Origin of the sequence: Undibacterium sp. GrIS 1.8, assembly GCF_040544445.1 — a bacterium.
GTDB lineage: Bacteria > Pseudomonadota > Gammaproteobacteria > Burkholderiales > Burkholderiaceae_D > Undibacterium.
On the sequence record NZ_JBEONQ010000006.1, the window covers coordinates 1 to 19,575 of the forward strand.

At 48.0% G+C, this 19,575-nt stretch carries 15 protein-coding genes; 10 read left to right on the forward strand and 5 right to left on the reverse strand.

Annotation, left to right across the window (positions count from 1 at the left end):
• Positions 1 to 155: 155 nt before the first annotated feature.
• The gene (locus AAKU64_RS04070; RefSeq protein WP_354361502.1) at positions 156 to 1,307 is read right to left on the reverse strand and encodes an anhydro-N-acetylmuramic acid kinase; all 1,152 of its coding nucleotides are present in this window, start codon (positions 1,305 to 1,307) and stop codon (positions 156 to 158) included.
• A gap of 136 nt (positions 1,308 to 1,443) precedes the next feature.
• Complete coding sequence (locus AAKU64_RS04075) at positions 1,444 to 2,811, reverse strand: peptidoglycan DD-metalloendopeptidase family protein (protein ID WP_354334227.1); 1,368 nt, start codon at positions 2,809 to 2,811, stop codon at positions 1,444 to 1,446.
• Between the two features lie 287 nt (positions 2,812 to 3,098).
• Here AAKU64_RS04075 and tyrS point away from each other — a divergent pair, with 287 nt between their 5' ends.
• The 4 genes from tyrS to AAKU64_RS04095 all read left to right on the forward strand — a co-directional run bounded on the left by tyrS (position 3,099) and on the right by AAKU64_RS04095 (position 6,369).
• On the forward strand, positions 3,099 to 4,367 hold the full coding sequence (tyrS, locus tag AAKU64_RS04080) for a tyrosine--tRNA ligase (RefSeq protein WP_354334226.1): 1,269 nt from the start codon (positions 3,099 to 3,101) through the stop codon (positions 4,365 to 4,367).
• A 55-nt stretch (positions 4,368 to 4,422) separates the two neighbouring features.
• On the forward strand, positions 4,423 to 4,884 hold the full coding sequence (dtd, locus tag AAKU64_RS04085; RefSeq protein ID WP_354334224.1) for a D-aminoacyl-tRNA deacylase: 462 nt from the start codon (positions 4,423 to 4,425) through the stop codon (positions 4,882 to 4,884).
• A 22-nt stretch (positions 4,885 to 4,906) separates the two neighbouring features.
• The gene (locus tag AAKU64_RS04090; protein ID WP_354361504.1) at positions 4,907 to 5,554 is read left to right on the forward strand and encodes a histidine phosphatase family protein; all 648 of its coding nucleotides are present in this window, start codon (positions 4,907 to 4,909) and stop codon (positions 5,552 to 5,554) included.
• Positions 5,555 to 5,667: 113 nt separating this feature from the next.
• Positions 5,668 to 6,369 (forward strand): hypothetical protein, encoded by a 702-nt coding sequence (locus AAKU64_RS04095; protein WP_354334221.1) that lies wholly within the window; start codon positions 5,668 to 5,670, stop codon positions 6,367 to 6,369.
• A 162-nt stretch (positions 6,370 to 6,531) separates the two neighbouring features.
• Here the strand turns inward: AAKU64_RS04095 and AAKU64_RS04100 are convergent, their stop codons facing one another.
• Positions 6,532 to 8,217: a S1C family serine protease gene (locus tag AAKU64_RS04100; protein ID WP_354361506.1), complete on the reverse strand. Its 1,686-nt coding sequence runs from the start codon at positions 8,215 to 8,217 to the stop codon at positions 6,532 to 6,534.
• An 815-nt stretch (positions 8,218 to 9,032) separates the two neighbouring features.
• On the opposite strand from AAKU64_RS04100, the gene AAKU64_RS04105 reads away from it, so the two are divergent.
• Both AAKU64_RS04105 and AAKU64_RS04110 read left to right on the forward strand, forming a co-directional pair.
• The gene (locus tag AAKU64_RS04105) at positions 9,033 to 11,030 is read left to right on the forward strand and encodes a S9 family peptidase (RefSeq protein ID WP_354361508.1); all 1,998 of its coding nucleotides are present in this window, start codon (positions 9,033 to 9,035) and stop codon (positions 11,028 to 11,030) included.
• A gap of 203 nt (positions 11,031 to 11,233) precedes the next feature.
• Positions 11,234 to 13,072 (forward strand): TonB C-terminal domain-containing protein, encoded by a 1,839-nt coding sequence (locus AAKU64_RS04110; protein WP_354361510.1) that lies wholly within the window; start codon positions 11,234 to 11,236, stop codon positions 13,070 to 13,072.
• A gap of 738 nt (positions 13,073 to 13,810) precedes the next feature.
• Here the strand turns inward: AAKU64_RS04110 and AAKU64_RS04115 are convergent.
• Positions 13,811 to 14,305, reverse strand: a complete 495-nt coding sequence (locus AAKU64_RS04115; RefSeq protein WP_322121224.1) for an SgcJ/EcaC family oxidoreductase — start codon at positions 14,303 to 14,305, stop codon at positions 13,811 to 13,813.
• Positions 14,306 to 14,439: 134 nt separating this feature from the next.
• Here AAKU64_RS04115 and AAKU64_RS04120 point away from each other — a divergent pair, with 134 nt between their 5' ends.
• From AAKU64_RS04120 to AAKU64_RS04135, 4 genes are all read left to right on the forward strand, one after another.
• Positions 14,440 to 15,219 carry a helix-turn-helix transcriptional regulator gene (locus tag AAKU64_RS04120; protein ID WP_354361512.1) on the forward strand — a complete coding sequence of 260 codons (780 nt, stop codon included), beginning with the start codon at positions 14,440 to 14,442 and terminating at the stop codon, positions 15,217 to 15,219.
• Complete coding sequence (locus tag AAKU64_RS04125; protein WP_354361514.1) at positions 15,216 to 17,204, forward strand: ATP-binding protein; 1,989 nt, start codon at positions 15,216 to 15,218, stop codon at positions 17,202 to 17,204. Before AAKU64_RS04120 ends, AAKU64_RS04125 begins: the two co-directional genes overlap by 4 nt.
• Positions 17,201 to 17,668, forward strand: a complete 468-nt coding sequence (locus AAKU64_RS04130) for a response regulator (RefSeq protein WP_354361516.1) — start codon at positions 17,201 to 17,203, stop codon at positions 17,666 to 17,668. Before AAKU64_RS04125 ends, AAKU64_RS04130 begins: the two co-directional genes overlap by 4 nt.
• Positions 17,669 to 17,747: 79 nt before the next feature.
• Positions 17,748 to 18,122, forward strand: a complete 375-nt coding sequence (locus AAKU64_RS04135) for a hypothetical protein (protein WP_354361517.1) — start codon at positions 17,748 to 17,750, stop codon at positions 18,120 to 18,122.
• A 474-nt stretch (positions 18,123 to 18,596) separates the two neighbouring features.
• Here the strand turns inward: AAKU64_RS04135 and AAKU64_RS04140 are convergent, their stop codons facing one another.
• Positions 18,597 to 19,367, reverse strand: coding sequence for an enoyl-CoA hydratase (locus AAKU64_RS04140; protein ID WP_354329592.1), 771 nt, complete (start codon positions 19,365 to 19,367; stop codon positions 18,597 to 18,599).
• Positions 19,368 to 19,575: the final 208 nt, after the last annotated feature.

The following is a 19,575-nucleotide window of genomic DNA, read 5'->3' on the forward strand; positions in this document are numbered from 1 at the left end:
ACTTTCGACTGGCTGGTCAAAAGGCAGAATGCTATCGCATCTGACCCTTTGACTTTTTATTCAATGTTGCTCTTCGTACTTGAATCCGCCGCATTTTTTATAAAAAATAGGGGGAGTATATACAATTTGGCAGTACAAAAGTCTAAGCAATCGCGCTAAGCGGGATGTAAAGCGCCAAGAATCCGCAAACCTTTTGCGCCAGTTACTTCGGGCAAATTACCCGCCGAGCGATCAACAAATTGTTGTGCCAGCCAAGCAAAGGCCAGAGCTTCAACATGATGTGGCGAAACTCCCAGATCCTCAGTGCTTGCGACGGTTGACTGCGATCCCTTGCGACGCAATGTCGACTCAATATGTTGCATCAGACATTGGTTATAAGCCCCGCCACCGCAGATATAGATGCCAGCAACATCGGCTGCATAATTTAAGATAGCGTCAACCAGAGTCGTCGCAGTGAACGCACACAGCGTCGTCTGTACGTCTACCGCCGAGATATCCGCAAACGCTGACAACTGTAATTTTTGATTCAACCAGTCGGGACGGAATAAATCACGCCCCGTACTTTTTGGTGGAGCCGCCTGCAAAAACGCCTCATCGCACAATGCAGCCAACAATCCGGTATGCACTTGCCCCTGCGCCGCCCAGGCACCATTTTCATCATACGGTTTAGCATGATGCTGCGCGATCCAGGCATCCATCAACACATTGCCAGGACCCGTGTCAAAACCGGTAGTCGAACCATCTGCTCGCAAGATACTGATATTGCTGATACCGCCGATATTGGCGACCACCCGACAGACGCCAGCCTGACCAAAAATCGCGCGATGAAATGCCGGCACCAACGGTGCGCCCTGCCCTCCCGCCGCGACATCACGACTACGAAAATCAGCGATCACATCGATGCCAGACAACTCTGCCAGCAACGCAGGATTATTGGTCTGGCGCGTATAGCCTAACTCTGGACGATGCCGTATGGTCTGGCCATGCACGCCGATGGCACGCACGCTATGCTGATCAACTGACGTCACTTTTTCAAGCAAGGCATTAACACAGGCAGCGTATTGTATGACCAGCATATTAGCGGCCAAAGCCTCTCGATGAATTTCATCTGCACCTGACTGCTGCAATGCCATTACATCAGCCCGTAAGGTGTCTGCAAACGGAATATAAGCACTCGCCAGCAATTGCATGGTGTTGGCTTGCGCAGGGTCTGTGTGCTCTGGCAATACAACCAAAACGCCATCTACGCCGTCCAGACTGGTGCCTGACATTAAACCGATATACAAGTTATTAGTGAGATTTTTCATGGCGGGGAGCAAAGTTAAATTAAGGCATCGACACCGACGCTTTATAGCAGATTATTTATCAGGCTGAAAAAAAAGGCTGAACATGGAGTTCAGCCTTCTATTGTACTTGTAGATCTGCTCGCAACTTCCTGAAGATTTACTTCGATGCGAGTCTCATTGTTGTTGGTGATCCTTGTGGGCGCAACAAGGCAAAGCGATGCGCCATATCGTCCGCCACAGATTTAAAGCGCGGCAAGTCGTTTCCGGCGAGTGGCGGTGCGTTAGGCACACTCACCGACATAGGATCACGTGCTTCGTTATTCACCCGGAATTCATAGTGCAAATGCGGACCAGTTGACCAGCCAGTGGTACCCACATACCCGATCACTTCACCTTGACTGACTTTGCTACCTTTATGGATGCCAGCTGCAAAACGGCTCATGTGTGCATACGCCGTGCTGTAATTAGACCAGTGCTTGATAACGACCAAATTACCGTAACCACCGCTCATGCCTGCTGTCTCCACTACGCCGTCACCGGATGCACGGACAGGTGTACCGACCACAGCAGCAAAGTCCACGCCTTTATGCGCTTTCCATTGACCAGAAATAGGATGCAAGCGCATCGCAAAGCCAGAAGAAATACGGGTAAATTCCAACGGTGATTTTAAGAATGCTTTCTTGAGGGATTTACCATCAAAACTATAGTAACCGCCTGCGCCACCCGCCTCATCAAACCAGACGGATTGGAATAACTTACCGGAGTTGCTGAATTCGCCAGCTAACACGCGACCAGTTCGGATGAACTCACCATTCTGCCAAAAGCTTTCATACACAACGTTAAAATGGTCGCCGCGTTGCAGGTAACGGAAATCCACATTGGTCTCAAACATACTGACGATTTGGGTCGCAATATTGTCAGGGATTTGTGCATCATCGGTGGCGGCAAACAAGGTCGAACGGATATCGCCAGAGCGCATCTCTACTCGTTTTTCTAACTTGGCAGTCGCATCGATAGAGATCAATTTACCAGCTGCATCGCGGGTGATGGTGATGTTGTGAACTGGCTTATCGTTGCTGTCGACCATGGTCGCTTGCAGCCATTCCAGCTCGCCTTCGTCATTGGTCTGAGCACGAATAGATTTACCAGTACGCAACTGCATCACAGAACGGGCAACCGCGTCAGTTTTAATGAATTTAGTCGCCTCATCATCCTCAACGCCTAAGCGCAATAACAAAGAACCCAAACTATCACCACGTAAGACTTTTTCTTCGCGGATAAAATGCTGTTCGTTCTCTTCTAGGGCAGCAACTTGCTCATCTAATTTAGGCAAATCTAATTGCTGAGTGATTTTCTTGACTGGCAAATCGGAGGCATCCGGTGCCATCGGTGCAACACCGACTGCGCCAAAAGCACACACTGCAAAAAACAAACCGCAAAACGAAACAATTCGCGAAGTACGCGTAGTTCCGAATAACAACCTGCTGCCAGAAGTTAATTGATGGAATTTATCTGATAGACGCATGCAATAAGTTAAAATTAATATATTGAGTAATAAATTGATATAAAGAATTGAGTGCAGGAACGATAAAACGTTCAATGCGGAACGATATAAAAAGTAATTCCTAATACCAATTACTGACTATCGTTCCGTCTCATTTTCATACCATTTTCGTATAGTGCCCGAGGCTGAATGCACGAAAAAATCTCGCTGGATTATAGCAAAGCTACCTTGCGAAAAAAACTGATTATGGGTGCAGACCACTCGATCGGCTAGCGGTGTTACAAAAAACTGATGTAGATAAAATCATAATGACCTCCATACAAACTCCCTCTCATTCTTCAAAATCTGCAACATCATCCACGGCCTTACCACTATCAGATGCCGTACAACATGCGCTGGCAGTTGCTAAGCGCGGTGCGGATGAACTGTTAATCGAATCCGAATTTGCGCAAAAATTAGCTCGTAGTGAACAAACTGGCAAGCCTTTACGCATCAAACTTGGCCTTGACCCAACCGCACCAGATTTGCACCTGGGACATACTGTTGTGTTGAATAAGATGCGGCAGTTGCAAGATTTAGGCCACACCGTCATATTTTTGATCGGCGATTTTACGTCGATGATCGGCGACCCTTCTGGACGCAATGCGACGCGCCCACCGTTGACCCGTGAACAAATCGAAGCAAACGCCCAGACTTACTTTAAGCAAGCCAGTCTCGTGCTGGATGCGAGCAAAACAGAGATCCGTTACAACTCTGAATGGTCAGATCCGCTAGGTGCACGTGGCATGATTGAATTGTCATCAAAATACACCGTAGCGCGGATGATGGAACGTGACGATTTCACAAAACGTTTTAAAGCAGGAACGCCCATTTCGGTGCATGAATTTTTATACCCGCTGATGCAGGGTTATGATTCTGTGGCGTTGCGCTCCGATTTGGAACTTGGTGGCACTGACCAAAAATTCAACTTATTAGTTGGTCGTGAATTGCAAAAAGATTATGGACAAGAGCAGCAATGTATTTTGACCATGCCTCTATTAGAGGGTTTGGATGGCATAGAAAAAATGTCGAAATCCAAAAATAATTACATCGCCATCACCGAACCTGCCAACACGATGTTCGCCAAAATCATGAGCATTTCTGACATCATGATGTGGCGCTATTACGAATTATTGTCGTTCTGCTCAATGGAGCAAATTGCAGCCCATAAAAAAGCAGTCGCCGAGGGACAAAACCCACGCGATATTAAAGTCGCGATTGCGCAAGAAATTGTCGCGCGCTTCCATAATAAGCAGGCCGCAGACGACGCGCTGACGGACTTCGTCAACCGCTCCAAAGGTGGCATTCCCGACGATGTGCCAGAAATCGCACTCAGCGGCGCACCGATTGCGATCGCACAACTATTGAAGCAAGCGAATCTCTGCCCCTCCACCTCCGATGCGATGCGTATGATAGATCAGGGCGGCGTGCGTCTGGATGGCGCAGTTGTCAGCGACAAAGCCGTCAAAATTGAGGCGGGTACCTTTGTGCTGCAGGTGGGTAAACGTAAATTTGCCAAAATCACTTTGTCGGCATGATCTGCGGTATTGATTACTTCCGGCATCTTCACCGCATCTATCAAAAAACGACAACATGATCGCATTGCTACAACGCGTTAGTCATGCCAGTGTTGTCGTTGATGGCAACACCATAGGCTCGATTGGCGCAGGTTTGCTGGTGTTGTTGTGCGCAGAACGCGGTGACAGCGAAGCACAAGCCGATGCCTTGCTTAAAAAATTACTGGCCTACCGTGTGTTTTCAGATACTGCTGGCAAGATGAATTTAAGCTTGACCGATACCGCAGGGGACTTGCTGCTGGTGCCACAATTTACATTAGCGGCCGATACCTATTCTGGTACGCGCCCCTCGTTTACTCCGGCCGCATCGCCAGAAGATGGTCGCAGATTATTTGACTACTTTGTCACTCAAGCCAGCACCAAACATAGCCAGATTGCCAAAGTCGCTACCGGACAGTTCGGCGCCGATATGAAGGTCTCGCTGACCAATGATGGCCCTGTCACTTTCTGGCTGCAAACCAAGAAGCCCGCTGTATAGTCAACATTCAGAAGCGTTATTTATGACCGATATTCTCTTGATCCGCCACGGCGAAACCGCCTGGAATGCGATCCGCAAACTACAAGGCCACTTAGACGTTCCGCTCAATGCAGAGGGTACGCGGCAGGCAAAAGCTCTTGCTGCGGAATTACAAAATGAAAAACTGGATGCCATTATTTCCAGCGATCTGCAACGTGCAGTGCAAACCGCCGGAGAAATCGCTCGTCTGCAAGGTATCAGCACACGTATTGATGCTGGTCTGCGCGAACGCTGCTTTGGCGGCTTTGAAGGTTTGTTGTACAGCGATCTGCCACTGCGCTTTCCGGAGGCTTACGCAGTCTGGCAAGCACGTGATCCTGATGCACCGTTTCCACCCGGAGAAAATCAGGGAGAAACCATACGTCAGTTCCACACGCGGGTCATGATACATATCCTGCATTATGCGAAACAATTTGAAGGACAAAAAATCGCTTTGGTGGCGCATGGTGGCGTACTCGAATGCGCCTATCGCGCCGCTAAAAATCTGCCACTAGATGCGCCGCGCGAAGTCACTTTATATAACGCCAGTATTAACCGCTTTCGATACGACCCGACGCTGGCAAACGGTTTGCAATTGATCTCATGGGGTGAGATTGAACATCTGAATCATGATCTCACTGACGAAATTTAACGAGATTGCATCAGAGTTGCAGCTTGAGTTGAAGCTTGAAAAATTCAGAATCGGCTTAAGATACTCAATGCTATTTATGTGCATTGCGAATGCTTAGTCACTAAGGAAACTCCATGGGCCTAGATTTACTCAATTTAAAACAAGCGTCCAATGATTTTGAGAAATCGATGGAGCGTTTGATTGATCAAAATGTAGCGCCTTTAGTTGAGCGCTCAATACAGCAAGTGAGTACGGAATTATCCCAAGTTATCCAGCAAGCCGGCGCGCAGATTGATCGTAATATTGCTGTACTCTCAGAAGAAATTCACAACCAGCGCAGCATGACCAAGGACGATATTAAAGCCTTGATTGATTATTCTACCGAACAAATTGGCGCCGCATTAGATCAGCGCATCCTCGCCATCAAGCATGAGACTTCCACCTTGATCAATGAAAAAGTGGAGATGCTAAAAGCAGAGCTGGAAGATGCTGCAATCACCAGTCGTAAGACCATGTATGTGAACGTAGCGATCTCCATCGGTGCTGCGATTTGCATGGCGATCATCGGTTTGATCTATAAAAAAATCTCGCTGGGCGAACTCAATTTGCTGAACGTGTTCCGCGTCACTTTGCTGTCGTGTGCGACATTTACGCTGGTGCTGTCCGGCTTAAAAGGCTTGCAGCGCTGGCGCGGCATGAGGCGTGCAAAAAAAAGCGTGGCGACGGTGGCCATTTCTTATCTTGGGGTATTGCGACCGAACGGCGCAATGGGATTATTTTTACTCAGCGTAGCATTATTAGCCGGGTGGATGGCGCTATATCATTTCGTCAGGTAATCGCCTGCTAACGCCACAACAATCGCTAATAAAATCCTAAACAAACTGCACTACGCTAACGGCGCTGACTCTCTGCAATATAGCAGAACGAGCGATACGATCATCTACTCCAATGGCAACAGCGATGCCTTAGCAAAAGATGACCGTATCGATGACGTCTATTTATTTACCCGATTTACCCTGCCACACCGCCAGCATATCCGGCGATGCCTGAGCGCGGATGCCGCTGTCTGTCAGAATAGATTCTGTCGAATCCACCATAGCTTTACGAGGCAACACCATGGTCTCGCCAGCGCGCTGATCAAAGTGGATCGTCACAAACTCATCTTTTAAATCGCGTAATAAAGTCACCAAATGACGCAAGCTGCGCACTGGCACGTTATTAATGGAATACACCACGGCACCAAAACGGTTGCTGTAACCCGACGTTAATTTGTGTGGAAAAAATGGCGCGGTAACGACGACTAATTCTTCACGCGCAGCATCAGGCTCATCACCCCGACGTGTCACCAATGGGCTTGCGTTGAACGCAAACGCATTCAACCCATTTGCATTAGAACTGATAAATGTCAGAAACTCAGCAGTAGCGCGCGAGAATGCAATCGGACCATAAATAAAATAAGACGGATAGCCGCCGTTTAAATCGGGGATCAGCAATGGGCGCGAAGCAACTACGGGCAATTGAATCTTCAGCTGCTTGCCACTACGCATGACTGTCAACGGCACCTTGCCATTTTTTGCCAGTTGTTGCACCCGATACTGAAATTGCACCCGCAAATTAGGTCCTAGTTTAACCATCGCCTGATTATCAATCGGTGAATCGCCGATGTGCGTAATAACATCAAACTCCTTCAAAGGATAAGATGCATCGCTTTGCGCAGGACGATGCACAATCGCGCCCTCTACCGTTTTATCTAATTTCAGAAAAATCCGCATCGCTGGATTTTCCAGAGTTTGAATATCATCATGCATTGCTGGTTTGCCGTCATAAACGCCATCACCAATGTCGGCTAAAAACAAATCGATCTCTTCGTTAGGAATGATGTAACCAATATTTTGCGCACCATTGATACCGCTAAATGCCAGCCCTACCATTTTGTCGCCTGCCATGACAGGACCACCGCTGTTACCCGGATTAATTGCAGCATCAATCTGAATGCGCAAACCTGCTGTGGAATAACCATAATTAACAAACTCAATCCGCGACACAATGCCTTTAGTGATCGACAGCGAACTACCACCGATCGGATAACCGTACGCTAATACGGCATCACGGACATCGGGTAAAACGCTAGCACGCGCTGCGGGTGCATGAGTATCAAAAAACGATTCATCATCTAGCTTCAAGATCGCCAGATCAATCCCGCGCGCGATTGCGACTACCGTGGCAGATACTTTGTCACCAGACTGATTCGCCTGGATTTGTACCTGACTGGCATAGCCAACTACATGCGCATTGGTCAGAATTCGCTTGCCTTCAATTACGACACCAGATCCGGTGACCTCTTGCGGTGCGGCTTTACTCCATGGCTTAAATGGATCAGGTCCACGCAGCGTAGAAAAAATCTTTACTACTGAATTCTCCAACATCGCTGGCAATACCGTCGTGGACGGCAGAGTAGACGGCGCCGCTGATTGCACAGCAGGCGACTTTGCTGGGGCAACGATTATTGGCGTGGTTGAGATGGGCGCAGTTCCAGCACCCGGCACATCTGCTCCCGCTGCAAAAGCACAACTGCTAATCGCCGGACTCAGCACAAGCGCAATTGATAAGGCAGCAGAAACCGTCATCAGGCGACTTCTGACAGTGCGACTTTTAACTAAAGGAAAAATTCTAAATTGGATCATGTGCTTGACTATAAAAAGGATCAATCGGAAGACAATTCATACCATCACCACGCGGCGCAGCGAATGCAAAAAAGACTGCGTGAATTGACACAATATACAGGAAACCTCTTCCAAACTTTGCGCAATTGCGAACCGAAACGTAACAATTTATTTCTCGAATAATCGCGGGCTATTCTGGAATCAAAAAACTACGGATCAGCATTCTAAAGGTCAACACGTAGGACTTAAACTTAAGCCAGCTAATATCTTGCGGTAAAAGTATTTTTGTTTTGATGAGTATGTTTGCACATCCCGCCCATAAATTATGGCGCCCATTACACGATGTGATTGGCCGGCTTTAGCGCATTTCACATGTTCAGCACATCCTGCAATATAAATATACTCCTTATTAGTATATTTATATTGTCCATACAATCTTTGGACAATTAAGCATATTTATAAAAAATTAAGGGGAGTATATTAAATGCTAGGTTTTATCAGCAGATAACAATCAACCGATGCCCTTTCGACGATACACGCCAGAGATATCTATTAAGAATATTTAAAGCACTCAAACCTAGTCGCAGAACACACTGGATTGACTGAACTTTATGTTCCAAACCTGCTGTTGTTATTTTATTATTTATCAACTAGCATCACTTATCGCTTGAAAGCCACTGGCTATCCTTGCATACTTGTCGTCCGATCATCGAATTTTGCAGTTGGTCGCATCATCACCAAAATATCTTCAAGCAGCATTTACAGTGCTATCGCAGTAAAGAATTTGTCCAGATTCTACTGAACCACATGTCCACACTACTTAATCAGGAGATCGTATGAAATTGATGCGCCACGCCATAAAAATATCTACCCTCAGCATTTTGCTCAGTGCCGCTTTCGGCTTTAGTGCTCTGCATGCAGCACCGGTCGCGGCCGATACCAGCAAGGATAGCAAAGACAGTAAAGATCAAAAACCAAGCAAACAAGCAAGGCAAGCTACACAAAACTATAAACGCTACTCGATAGAACAGTTTATGGCGACCACCAGTATCAACGGCGCATCGTTTAGCAAGGATGAAAAACAAATACTATTCAACAGCAATGAATCCGGTATTTTTAATGCATACACCATCGCGGTGCAAGGCGGCAAACCGGTAGCATTGACTAAGTCGAGTACCGACAGCACCTACGCGATTAGCTATTTTTATACCGACAACCGTATTCTGTTCACCCGTGACAAAGGCGGTGACGAAAACAACCACGTGTACGTACGCGAGTTAGATGGTTCGGAAAAAGATCTGACACCCGGCGATAAACTCAAAGCGGAATTTGCTGGATGGATCAATGACGGTAGCGGTTTTTATCTTGTCAGCAATGAGCGCGACCCCAAGTACTTCGACATGTATAAATACGATGCAAAAACCTACGCCCGTACCCTGATCTATAAATCGGAAACTGGCATGAATCCAGATAGCATCAGCGACGACGGTAAATGGATTGCGCTTGGCAAAACAAATACTACCTCCGACAGCGATATCTATTTATACAATACCGTCACGCGTGAGACTAAACTGATTACGCCACACCAAGGCGCTGCCGGTCATTACATTGCGAATTTCGATCCGACCTCACAACGGCTGTTTTACGCATCCAATGCAGGCGGCGAATTTACCTCTATCCGCACGTATGATCTAACGAGCGGCATCACGAAAGAACATGAAAAAGCAGATTGGGACATCACCGGTACCAGCTTTTCACAAGACGGACGTTTCCGGATTAGTGTCGTCAATCAAGATGGTAGTACCGTCATCCGCGTAGTCGAAGGCGCGGCAGAAAAACCTGTCGCTCTGCCTAAATTACCAGGTGGTGAAATGCGCGGCACGACGTTCTCTGCCAGCGGCAATCTCATGGCGTTTTATGTGAATGGCGACCGGTCGCCAAATAACTTATACGTCCATGATTTTAAAACCAAGCAAACCCGTCAGTTGACACAAAGCCTGAATAAAGAAATCAACCCGGATGATCTGGTCGAGGCCGAAGTCGTTCGCTTTACGTCCTTCGATGGCACCGTCATCCCTTCGATTTTTTACAAACCTAAAGGCGCCTCTGCCAATGCCAAAGTCCCAGCCATTGTGTATGTACACGGCGGCCCTGGCGGCCAGACTCGGCGCGGTTACAGCTCGCAAATCCAGTATCTGGTCAACCACGGTTATGCCGTCCTCGGCATCAACAATCGCGGCAGCTCTGGCTATGGCAAAAGCTTTAATACCGCCGACGATCGCAAGCACGGACGCGAGCCATTGTGGGATTGTGTCGAAGCCAAAACCTACCTCGCTAGTCTGGGCTATATCGACCCGGCACGCATCGGCATCATGGGCGGCAGTTACGGCGGTTATATGACGCTTGCCGCGCTGGCATTCCGCCCAGAAGCCTTCAAAGTCGGGGTCGATATTTTTGGTGTCAGCAACTGGTTACGCACTTTAGAAAGTATTCCGCCATATTGGGAAGAACAGCGTAAAGCCTTGTATGACGAAATCGGTGATCCGGTCAAAGATAAAGACTTTCTGATCGCCACCTCACCGCTATTCCACGCTAACGAAATCCGCAAACCCTTGATGGTGATCCAAGGTGCTAACGACCCCCGTGTACTCAAAGCAGAAAGCGATGAAATCGTTGACGCCGTAAAAAAGAATAAGGTGCCTGTCGAGTATGTCGTCTTCGCCGATGAAGGCCACGGTTTTAGCAAAAAGAAAAATCAGGCAGAATCCAGCGAAAAGATTCTGCAGTTTTTGGATAAATATTTAATGCCAGTTGGAGGGACAACATCTAAGTAATCAAAAAGGTTTCTGAATCTAGATTCAGGAACCTTTTCCTCCAAAGTCCTATAGTGCTGTTTTCATAGACCATGACATCGATATAAGTTGGCTTCATACAAACCAAATATGAGTGGGCAGAAACCCAAACAATCTCATCCGCGCCTTCGCAAAGGGTTTGACATTTGAGAACGGATTTTTTCTTTAAGAATGAACCCTCACGATTGAGCGCTGCGCTGCTGCTCTCCTTGATAGCTCACGCCCTGCTGTTGAGTATTAGTTTAGGAGGTCAGACATTCGGGCTTCCCGGTTTTAACTTTCCCTGGAAAGAAAAACGTCTGGGAGCTAATGATTTACTCATCCTGCTCGAGCCAGCGCAATCCTCAACATTGACATCTGCTCCGGCACCGAACGAACTATCCACGTCGATGCCAGCCGATGTGAGCAAACCCGCCTTATCAAGCACGACCACATCAACCACGATGCCAGATCATGCGGTTGACCATAGCGAGGTCAACCCTGTGTTGATACCTCCGCCAGAACCCGCGATGACGCCGGTAGTCGTCCCTGCTCCGCATACGGAGCCGGTCATAGCCACACAAAAACAACCCGATCTGCAAGCAACTACAGTACCAATAAGCTCCATAGCGCAAACTGCGACGACTCAAGTTACTAAAACTCCCTCACCCGATAATTCAGACAGCGCATCGTCAAAACAGATCAAACAAGATACGCAAGAGCGAGAACTTGAGCGGATAGCACTTGAGCGTGAGAAGCAAAACACAGAACAATTGAAACAAACAGAACTGATAGCGACCGCTCAGCGAAAAAATAAGCAACAAGAGCAGGTCAGACAGGACTCTGCACGCTCTGCACAAATCGCTGAAAATGAAGCTGCTCAACGGGAACTCGAACGCCAGAAGGTCGAAAGTCAGGAACTTGCCTTGCAGGAGGAATTGCGACGAGAGACACTGCAAAAAGAGCAAACAAAGAAAAACGAACAGGCTCAGCAAGAGGCAGTTCGCCAAGAACTCGCCCGAGCAGATGCATCAAGATTAGAAGCGAGCCGCAAAGTAGTTGCACAACAAGAACAAACCAGACAAGCCCAGCTTGAAGCAGCGCGGCAAGAGCAGTTACGACAAGACGCTGCACGCTCTGAGCAGGCTGCCAGAAACGAAGCCACACGCAAAGAGGCTGAACGCCTTGAAACAGAACGTCTCGAACTTGCACAGCGAGAAAAACTGCGAAGAGAAGCAGCACAAAAAGAATTGGCAAGGCAAACCGAGCAAGCTCAGCAGGACGCGGCTCGGAAAGAACTGGCCCGAGCTGAAACTGCTCGGCTAGAAGCGGCTCGACTAGAAACTGCTCGCAGAGAGTCTGAGCGACAAGATCAGATCAGGCAAAAACAACTCGAAACAGCGCGGCAAGAACAGCTGCAACAAGAAGCTGCACGCACAGAGCAAACTGCTAGAAACGAAGCAGCGCGCAAAGAGACTGAAGGTGCAGCAGCCCAACGTCAGGAACTTGCCCGGCAAGAGAGTTTGCGACGAGAGAGTCTGCAAAAGGAACAGGCAAAACAGGAACGGGCGGAATATGAGGCGACGCGTGAAGAGCGGTTGCGCGCCATAGGGCGGCAACTCAACGAGGAGGCTGCTCAGCGCGATGCCGCTTTGAAAAACCCGTCACGCACGCTGCTGCCCACAGTAAGCAGTCTTCGTCGTGGATGGCTACTCGGACGCGCCGATGCAAACGCCGATCTCGTCCTCTACGCAGAGGCAATGAGCAGGAAGATCGAGAGAAACATGGCCTTTGATATGGTTCGTGAATTAGTAAAACAGCCTCACGTCCAGCCATTAGTGACGGTAGCAATCCGCGCAGATGGCTCCGTAGAAAAGGTAACTTTCGTCGTCTCCAGCGGTGTCGCCGCTATCGACGACGCAATACGAAAAGTCGTAGCCAGCCAGGCGCCCTATCCCGCGTTCTCGCCTGCCCTGGCGCGTCAATACGACGTGATCGAAATTCGCCGTACATGGATATTTGATGTGACGATCCGCCTGCAATAACGGTGAGTTCATTAAAGCCGTGTTCATCATTTGAACTCATCTCAGTCAAATGAATGGAATGTGTCCTAACTTATGTCTTTTCTATTACTCAAATCGAGTCGTAAAATGCCACGAAATTTGGTGGAAAGACAAATAGATTTTCTAAAAGAAGTTGCTAACAATATAGAAAAAGCAGGCAAATTGCTTCAGGATTAAATGCAGTAATCAGTTTCGGAAAGAGCTTGGTAAATACATTAATGGAGCAATCGTTTTGGTGACTTCTTCAGATTTGTAGCGAACCCAATGCTTGCAGATCATATAGGTATAGCGAAGATAGTTTTCTTTGGCCTACCGATCTATATTCGGCACAAAAACAATATACTCCCTATTATTTTTAATGAAATCTCATTATTGACCAATAATTATATGGACAACTAAAATATACTAACTATGAGTATGTATATTTACTTCAACATCAATACCGGGGCAGCCTCACTGCTGACATAGACGAAAATCTGTTGTACGTCAAAAGATCGTAACTGTAGATATTACATTTTGCTACCGTTAAGGTATGCGGAATCTAGCTATACTTCTGCGACTTCATCACATCGTTAGCACGCCTCGTTTGCTCATGATCATCCGCATATCATCTATAACAGTCAGTATAAACAGGCGCATGAAGGAGTAATCCTTGATACGCCTGTTATGTTCAACCCAGATTTTTCAGATCAGCATCATCAACTGATTGATTAGTTTCGATTAGTTTATCGAAACCTGTTCTGGCATGGCGGATGAATGATGATTTAAGATCAGCCAGTCGTTTCCTACTTTTTTATACACGTAGGTATAACGCGCCTGTACTTTGGAGTGCTTGCCATCTTTGGTCAGATCAAAGGTGTAGACTCCGCTATCGATTGCGGAGTCTGCATCTAACAAACGAATCTGGCGATAGTTGATGACGCCCGTTGGCTTAAGCACCAAAAAATGCTCGAAATAATCAGTAATCTCAGCTGGCGTAGTACGCACCTGGTTTGATACGGTCGGTTGCAACATAGCCTTCGGGTGGTAAAGCTTGACGACCTCTGCGGGCTTGCCGGTACCGAGTGCTGCGTTCCAGCGATCAAATAACTTGGAAATTTCTTGCTCTGCCGCATTGGCAGGCGCGACTACCTCGTTACCGTAGACTCTTGGTAGGTCTTTTGCAAACGCAGATGAGCCAACTAACAGTGAAATAGCGAGTAAAAGGGATTTCATATACATCTCCGAAAAGTCATTAAAAGTGTGTCGCAGTTTGTGGTTGCGATGACACACTATGACTTGGCAATAGAATCGCCACATCCGCTTACAGACATAGGCAAAGGTATGCTACTCGGCATATACTATTACGTATGCCAAACACTCCCCACCCGACAGCACACGCCTTGCGCAATCACTACCGCGATCAGCAAGCCAATACTGCCCGTCTGAGGTTGCTATCTGACGCCGGACAGGTGCTGACAACTTCCCCAAATAGCGCAGCTATTCCTGCCATATTGGGCTATGCGCTGGAGTTTTGTGCGTTCGAATCTGGCACGGTCATGGTGGCAGACAATGGTGCGTTGCGGGTTGAGGCGTCTCGCGGTGATGTGCTGCCGGGTGGATTGCGTTTTTCAGCGCAGAGAACACTGGCGGCAGCACTAAAGCTCGACGCAAACCTGATGGTGCGACAAAACAGTGTGAGCCGTATGCTATTGCCCGCCGGAGCGATGGCGAGTCTGGAACTTTTACTGCCACTGCGTGCTGCGGGCAACCCGGTTGGTATTTTGCAATTAGTTAATCGCAAACCCATACCCGTTCCGGTTGAGGCTGACTTACAAGCACTCTCTACGCTGGCCAGTATGCTGGCGCTGGCATTATCGTCGGCACTATCTCTACCAGCAAGTAATTTGCAAGCTAGTAGCAAGCAGAGTAAAGCCTTATCCCAGCAACTCACCCCGCGAGAACGTGAAGTGCTGGTGCTACTGCCTCACGGACTGACAAATGCCGACATCGGCTTACGGCTGGGGATTGCGACAGGCACGGTCAAGGTGCATGTCGAGAGAATTATTCATAAATTAGGACTCAACGACCGCACCCAAGTGGCAGCACGTGCAGTAGAACTTGGCTTTGGCAATTCGGGAGCGACATGAAACACAGCATACAAATCAAGATGTCACAGTGGTGGTCAAATCAACCGCTGCGCTTAAAAGGTTTAGTGGTGATTGCGGTACCGGTGCTGGTGCTGCTGGCGGCGCTGGTATCCGGTTATGTCATGAGTCTTGAAAGCCGGCAAGCGCAACAAGGCATACAACGCACGCTGCAAATTCAGCATGATATTCAGGAGGTGCATACGTTGCTGGCCGAGGCAGCAACCGGTGTGCGGGGTTATTTGCTGACGGGGCAAAGTAATTTTCTGGAGCCCTACCGGATCGCAGAAACCGATCTGCCAAAACCGCTGCAACGCCTGCGACTACAGATCCGTGATCCACAACAAGTCGTTTTGCTTGAACGTGTCGCAGCGTTAGCCGCAAAAAAAAGCGAAGGGCTCCACCATCTGGTTGAGCTAGGCAGCAATACTCCCTCGTCCACCCTGATTCCTATCCTTGTATCAAACAAAATGGTGCTGGACGAGCTGCGTCGTAGTATCGACATCATGCGTACGCGCGAGGAGCTGTTGCTACAACAACGTGAAGAATATGCAGAGCAAGTTCATCAGCGTGCGATGATTGCCACTGCCATTGCAGGTATCGCCGGAGCGTTAGGTGCGCTGCTAGCGGTGCTGTTATTTTCAACCGGTATCGTCCGCCGGGTGCATCGTCTGGCCGACAACGCCGAGCGACTGGCGCGTGGTGCACCGCTGGTACCGGCAGAACCTGCCACAGATGAGCTTGGACAACTCGCTAGCAGACTGGATCATGCGAGTCATTTGCTGGCCACACGCAGTGCCGAGGCGGAAAAAGCCTATCGTGAAGCGGAGCAGGCTAACCACGCAAAAACTGAGTTTCTGTCGCGTACTAGTCATGAATTACGCACGCCATTGAATGCAATTCTCGGCTTTGCTCAATTATTGGAACGTGATCTGCAAGATCCGGCAGCGCGTGACAGCGTGGCGCATATTCTGAAAGGTGGCCGGCACTTGCTCGCGCTTATTAACGAAGTGCTGGATATCGCCCGTATTGAAACGGGGCTAATTGATATCGACCTGCAAGCCGTTGAGGTGGATAACTTGCTGCGAGAAGCGGTAGCGCTGATCACACCGATCGCCGATCAAACCGGCATCAACATTAGCATCAAGCTCAACCAAGACATCGACACAACAAATCCAATAAATCCAATAAATCCAGCAGACCAGCCTAAAAAAATCCATGTTCTGGCCGACCGCAAACGTTTATTGCAAGTGATGCTCAACTTGCTGTCAAATGCAGTAAAGTACAACGAGCACAATGGCAGTGTCAGTCTGCACGTCTTGGTCCAAGGACGCAGAGCACGGATACAAGTCAGCGATACGGGCAAAGGTATTCCCGCCGAATTACAAGAACGTTTATTCACGCCATTTGACCGTCTTGGCGCAGAACATCGTTCCAGCGAAGGTACTGGACTTGGCTTGGCGGTATCGCGCCAAATTGTACGGGCAATGGGTGGCGACATTGAGATGACCAGCAGCCCCGGAAAGGGCAGCACGTTCTGGATTGATTTACCGGCCGCAGACAACATTGCCATCAACCCGGTGACCTTAACACCGGCTCCTATTCAACCCAGATTGCTACGCAGCTGCACGGTGCTATATATAGAAGACCAATCGTCCAATCTGGCACTGGTCGAAATTCTGCTATCACGTCGCAGCAACATCACATTGATCAGCGCCTCATCCGGTTCTGCAGGCCTGGCATTGGCGATATCACACCGTCCCGATCTGATCTTGCTCGATCTGCATTTGCCAGATATGGACGGCGAACAAGTACTCGCCTCTGTCCGCGCAACACCAGCGATGCAGGGAACACCCATAGTGATATTGAGCGCAGATGCATTACCCTCAACGATAACCCACATGATGTCCGCAGGCGCCAATGCGTACTTAACTAAACCACTTGATGTCAGCTTATTTTTTTCGACTCTGGATCGATTACTGTCATGAATATTACCGATTTACTCGTTATGCGCATCCTCATCGTTGACGACAAAATAGAAAATATCAACGTCTTGGAGGACATGCTGGCACGCGAGGGATTTAGTAATGTCGTCAGCACTACCGACTCACGCAGAACCCTGGATCTGGTTACCGCTTTCGATCCCGATCTGATATTACTGGACTTGATGATGCCGGACTTAGACGGCTTTGCGGTGCTGGAGCAATTGGCCAAACGTACACCACCAGATGAATTTCGCCCCGTGATGGTGTTAAGCGCAGATGTCACGCAAGAGGCCAAACGCCGCGCCTTATCGCTAGGCGCCAAAGACTTTCTGACCAAACCCTTTGATCTGATCGAAACTCTGCTACGCATCAGCAATCTATTAGAAACCTGTCTACTGTATAAACGCCTAAAAAATCTGGCGTCAGCAGAAATGCCTTTGCCGACATGGGCAAGGAAAGACGGGTAATAAGAGTTAGGTTATTTGATACTGGTAAAAATTAAATTTAGCCGGCTAAATCGAAGATCATTCTGGAGGAAATTGAATCGTGAAATCAACAGCCTTGCTGACTTTACTCTTTGGTTCTGGCCTGTCGTCAATTGAGATTCCGTTTAAAACTCTATCGAAAGAATCACTGACTTTGATGATTCAAGAAATAGTAGCGAAACGAGCTAGTTCGGTAAGTCACAATCCAAGTCTAAAGATCGTAGAGCTAGAACAGGAAAGCACTATTTATCTAATCACTCAACCTGGTCATTTTGCGCATCCATCAATTTTAAAACGATCTATAAAAAAACTAGAACATGAAAATTGTGTCGAAGTAGCTGGCTTTACGGTGTGCGATCCCGACACAATGGAAGTGTGGATGACACAATTTAGAGAGCAAGATTCTGTAATACGTTCTACGTTCGTCAAGGATTAGTCGATCAAGTTTATTTGCATGATCGCGTCGATATTTAGGCTTATAGATATGCTGGCAATCAAACTCAGAGAATGAAATATTCACATACTCCCCTTTATTTTTAATAAAACTGCCCTATTCTCCAATGATACTATGGACAACTTAAATATACTAGTTACGAGTATATTTAACCCAGATTTTCTATTAGACCGCTACCACTTCGCAAAAAACGCAGAAGGCGTGCGGTCTTCAGAGGGATAGCACCACCGCGATTTGAGTGGGAACGCTACAGCGACAATTGCACCTTTGGCGAACTGCCTGGCGTTGTTGCTCCTCCTAGCAAGATGCAGCTTGCGTCGTCGTCGCGTCTAACCAGTCAGTTCGCCAAAGGCACACTTGTCGCTGTTCAAATGGAAAATCTGGGTTTAAATAAAAAGGAAGCATAGGTAAATATTTTCCTATGCTTCCTTTTGTTTTCGTATTGAATTTATAAAATTATGAGAACTGCGAGAAGTCTGGTTTACGTTTTTGGAAAAATGCCATGAAAGCTTCTTTGGCTTCTGGTGCGGTCAGCATGGTGCGGAAGTGGACGTTTTCTTCGCCCATCTTGGCGATGATGGCTTCTTGTTGATTGCTCTTCATCAGGCGCTTGGTGGCGCGAATGGACGCCGCTGGCAAGGCGACCAATTTAGCAGCTTGCTTTTGGGCGTAGGGCATTAACTCTTCTAGCGGCAAGACTTTATTGACGAAGCCAATTTCGTAAGCTTCTTGTGCGCTAAATGCTTCGCCTAACATCAGTTTTTCTGCTGCGCGCTGGTAGCCAACGATTTGTTGGAAAATCAAGCTGGAAGCGAATTCTGGACACAAGCCCAATTGCGTGAACGGCATAGACAGTTTGGCGTTGTCGGCCAGATACACCATGTCGCAATGCATCAGCAAGGTAGTACCGATGCCGACCGCAGCGCCAGATACCGCAGCAACAACTGGTTTGCTAGTGTGACTTAAGGCATGCATGAACTGATAGACCGGTGGCACGCCCGCGTGCTCGGCGGTGGCGTTCTTCATGAAGTCTTCCAGATCATTGCCTGCAGTAAAAATCTCTGGCCTGCCGCTGATCAAAATAGCGCGCACGGCAGTGTTATCTTCTGCTGCGGTAATTGCGTCTGCCATTGCTTGGTACATCGCGGCAGTAATAGCGTTTTTCTTTTCTGGGCGATTGAATGCAATCGACAAAACGCCATTCTCTATTTGGGTCAAAATATCCATGTGATCTCCTGAGTTTTGATTAAATTTATGGTGTACAGATTATGCTGGAATTTGCTGAATCAAGCTGACTATCCATTTTTAGCTTGATCGATCAATAAAAAACCGCACAGAAAATTTCATATGCGGTTTTTTGTTTTATCAATTAGCGGAAACTTTGAGTAAGTGTAGCGAGCGGCTCAAGGTTTAATCGAGAAGCGCAGGCGTACTT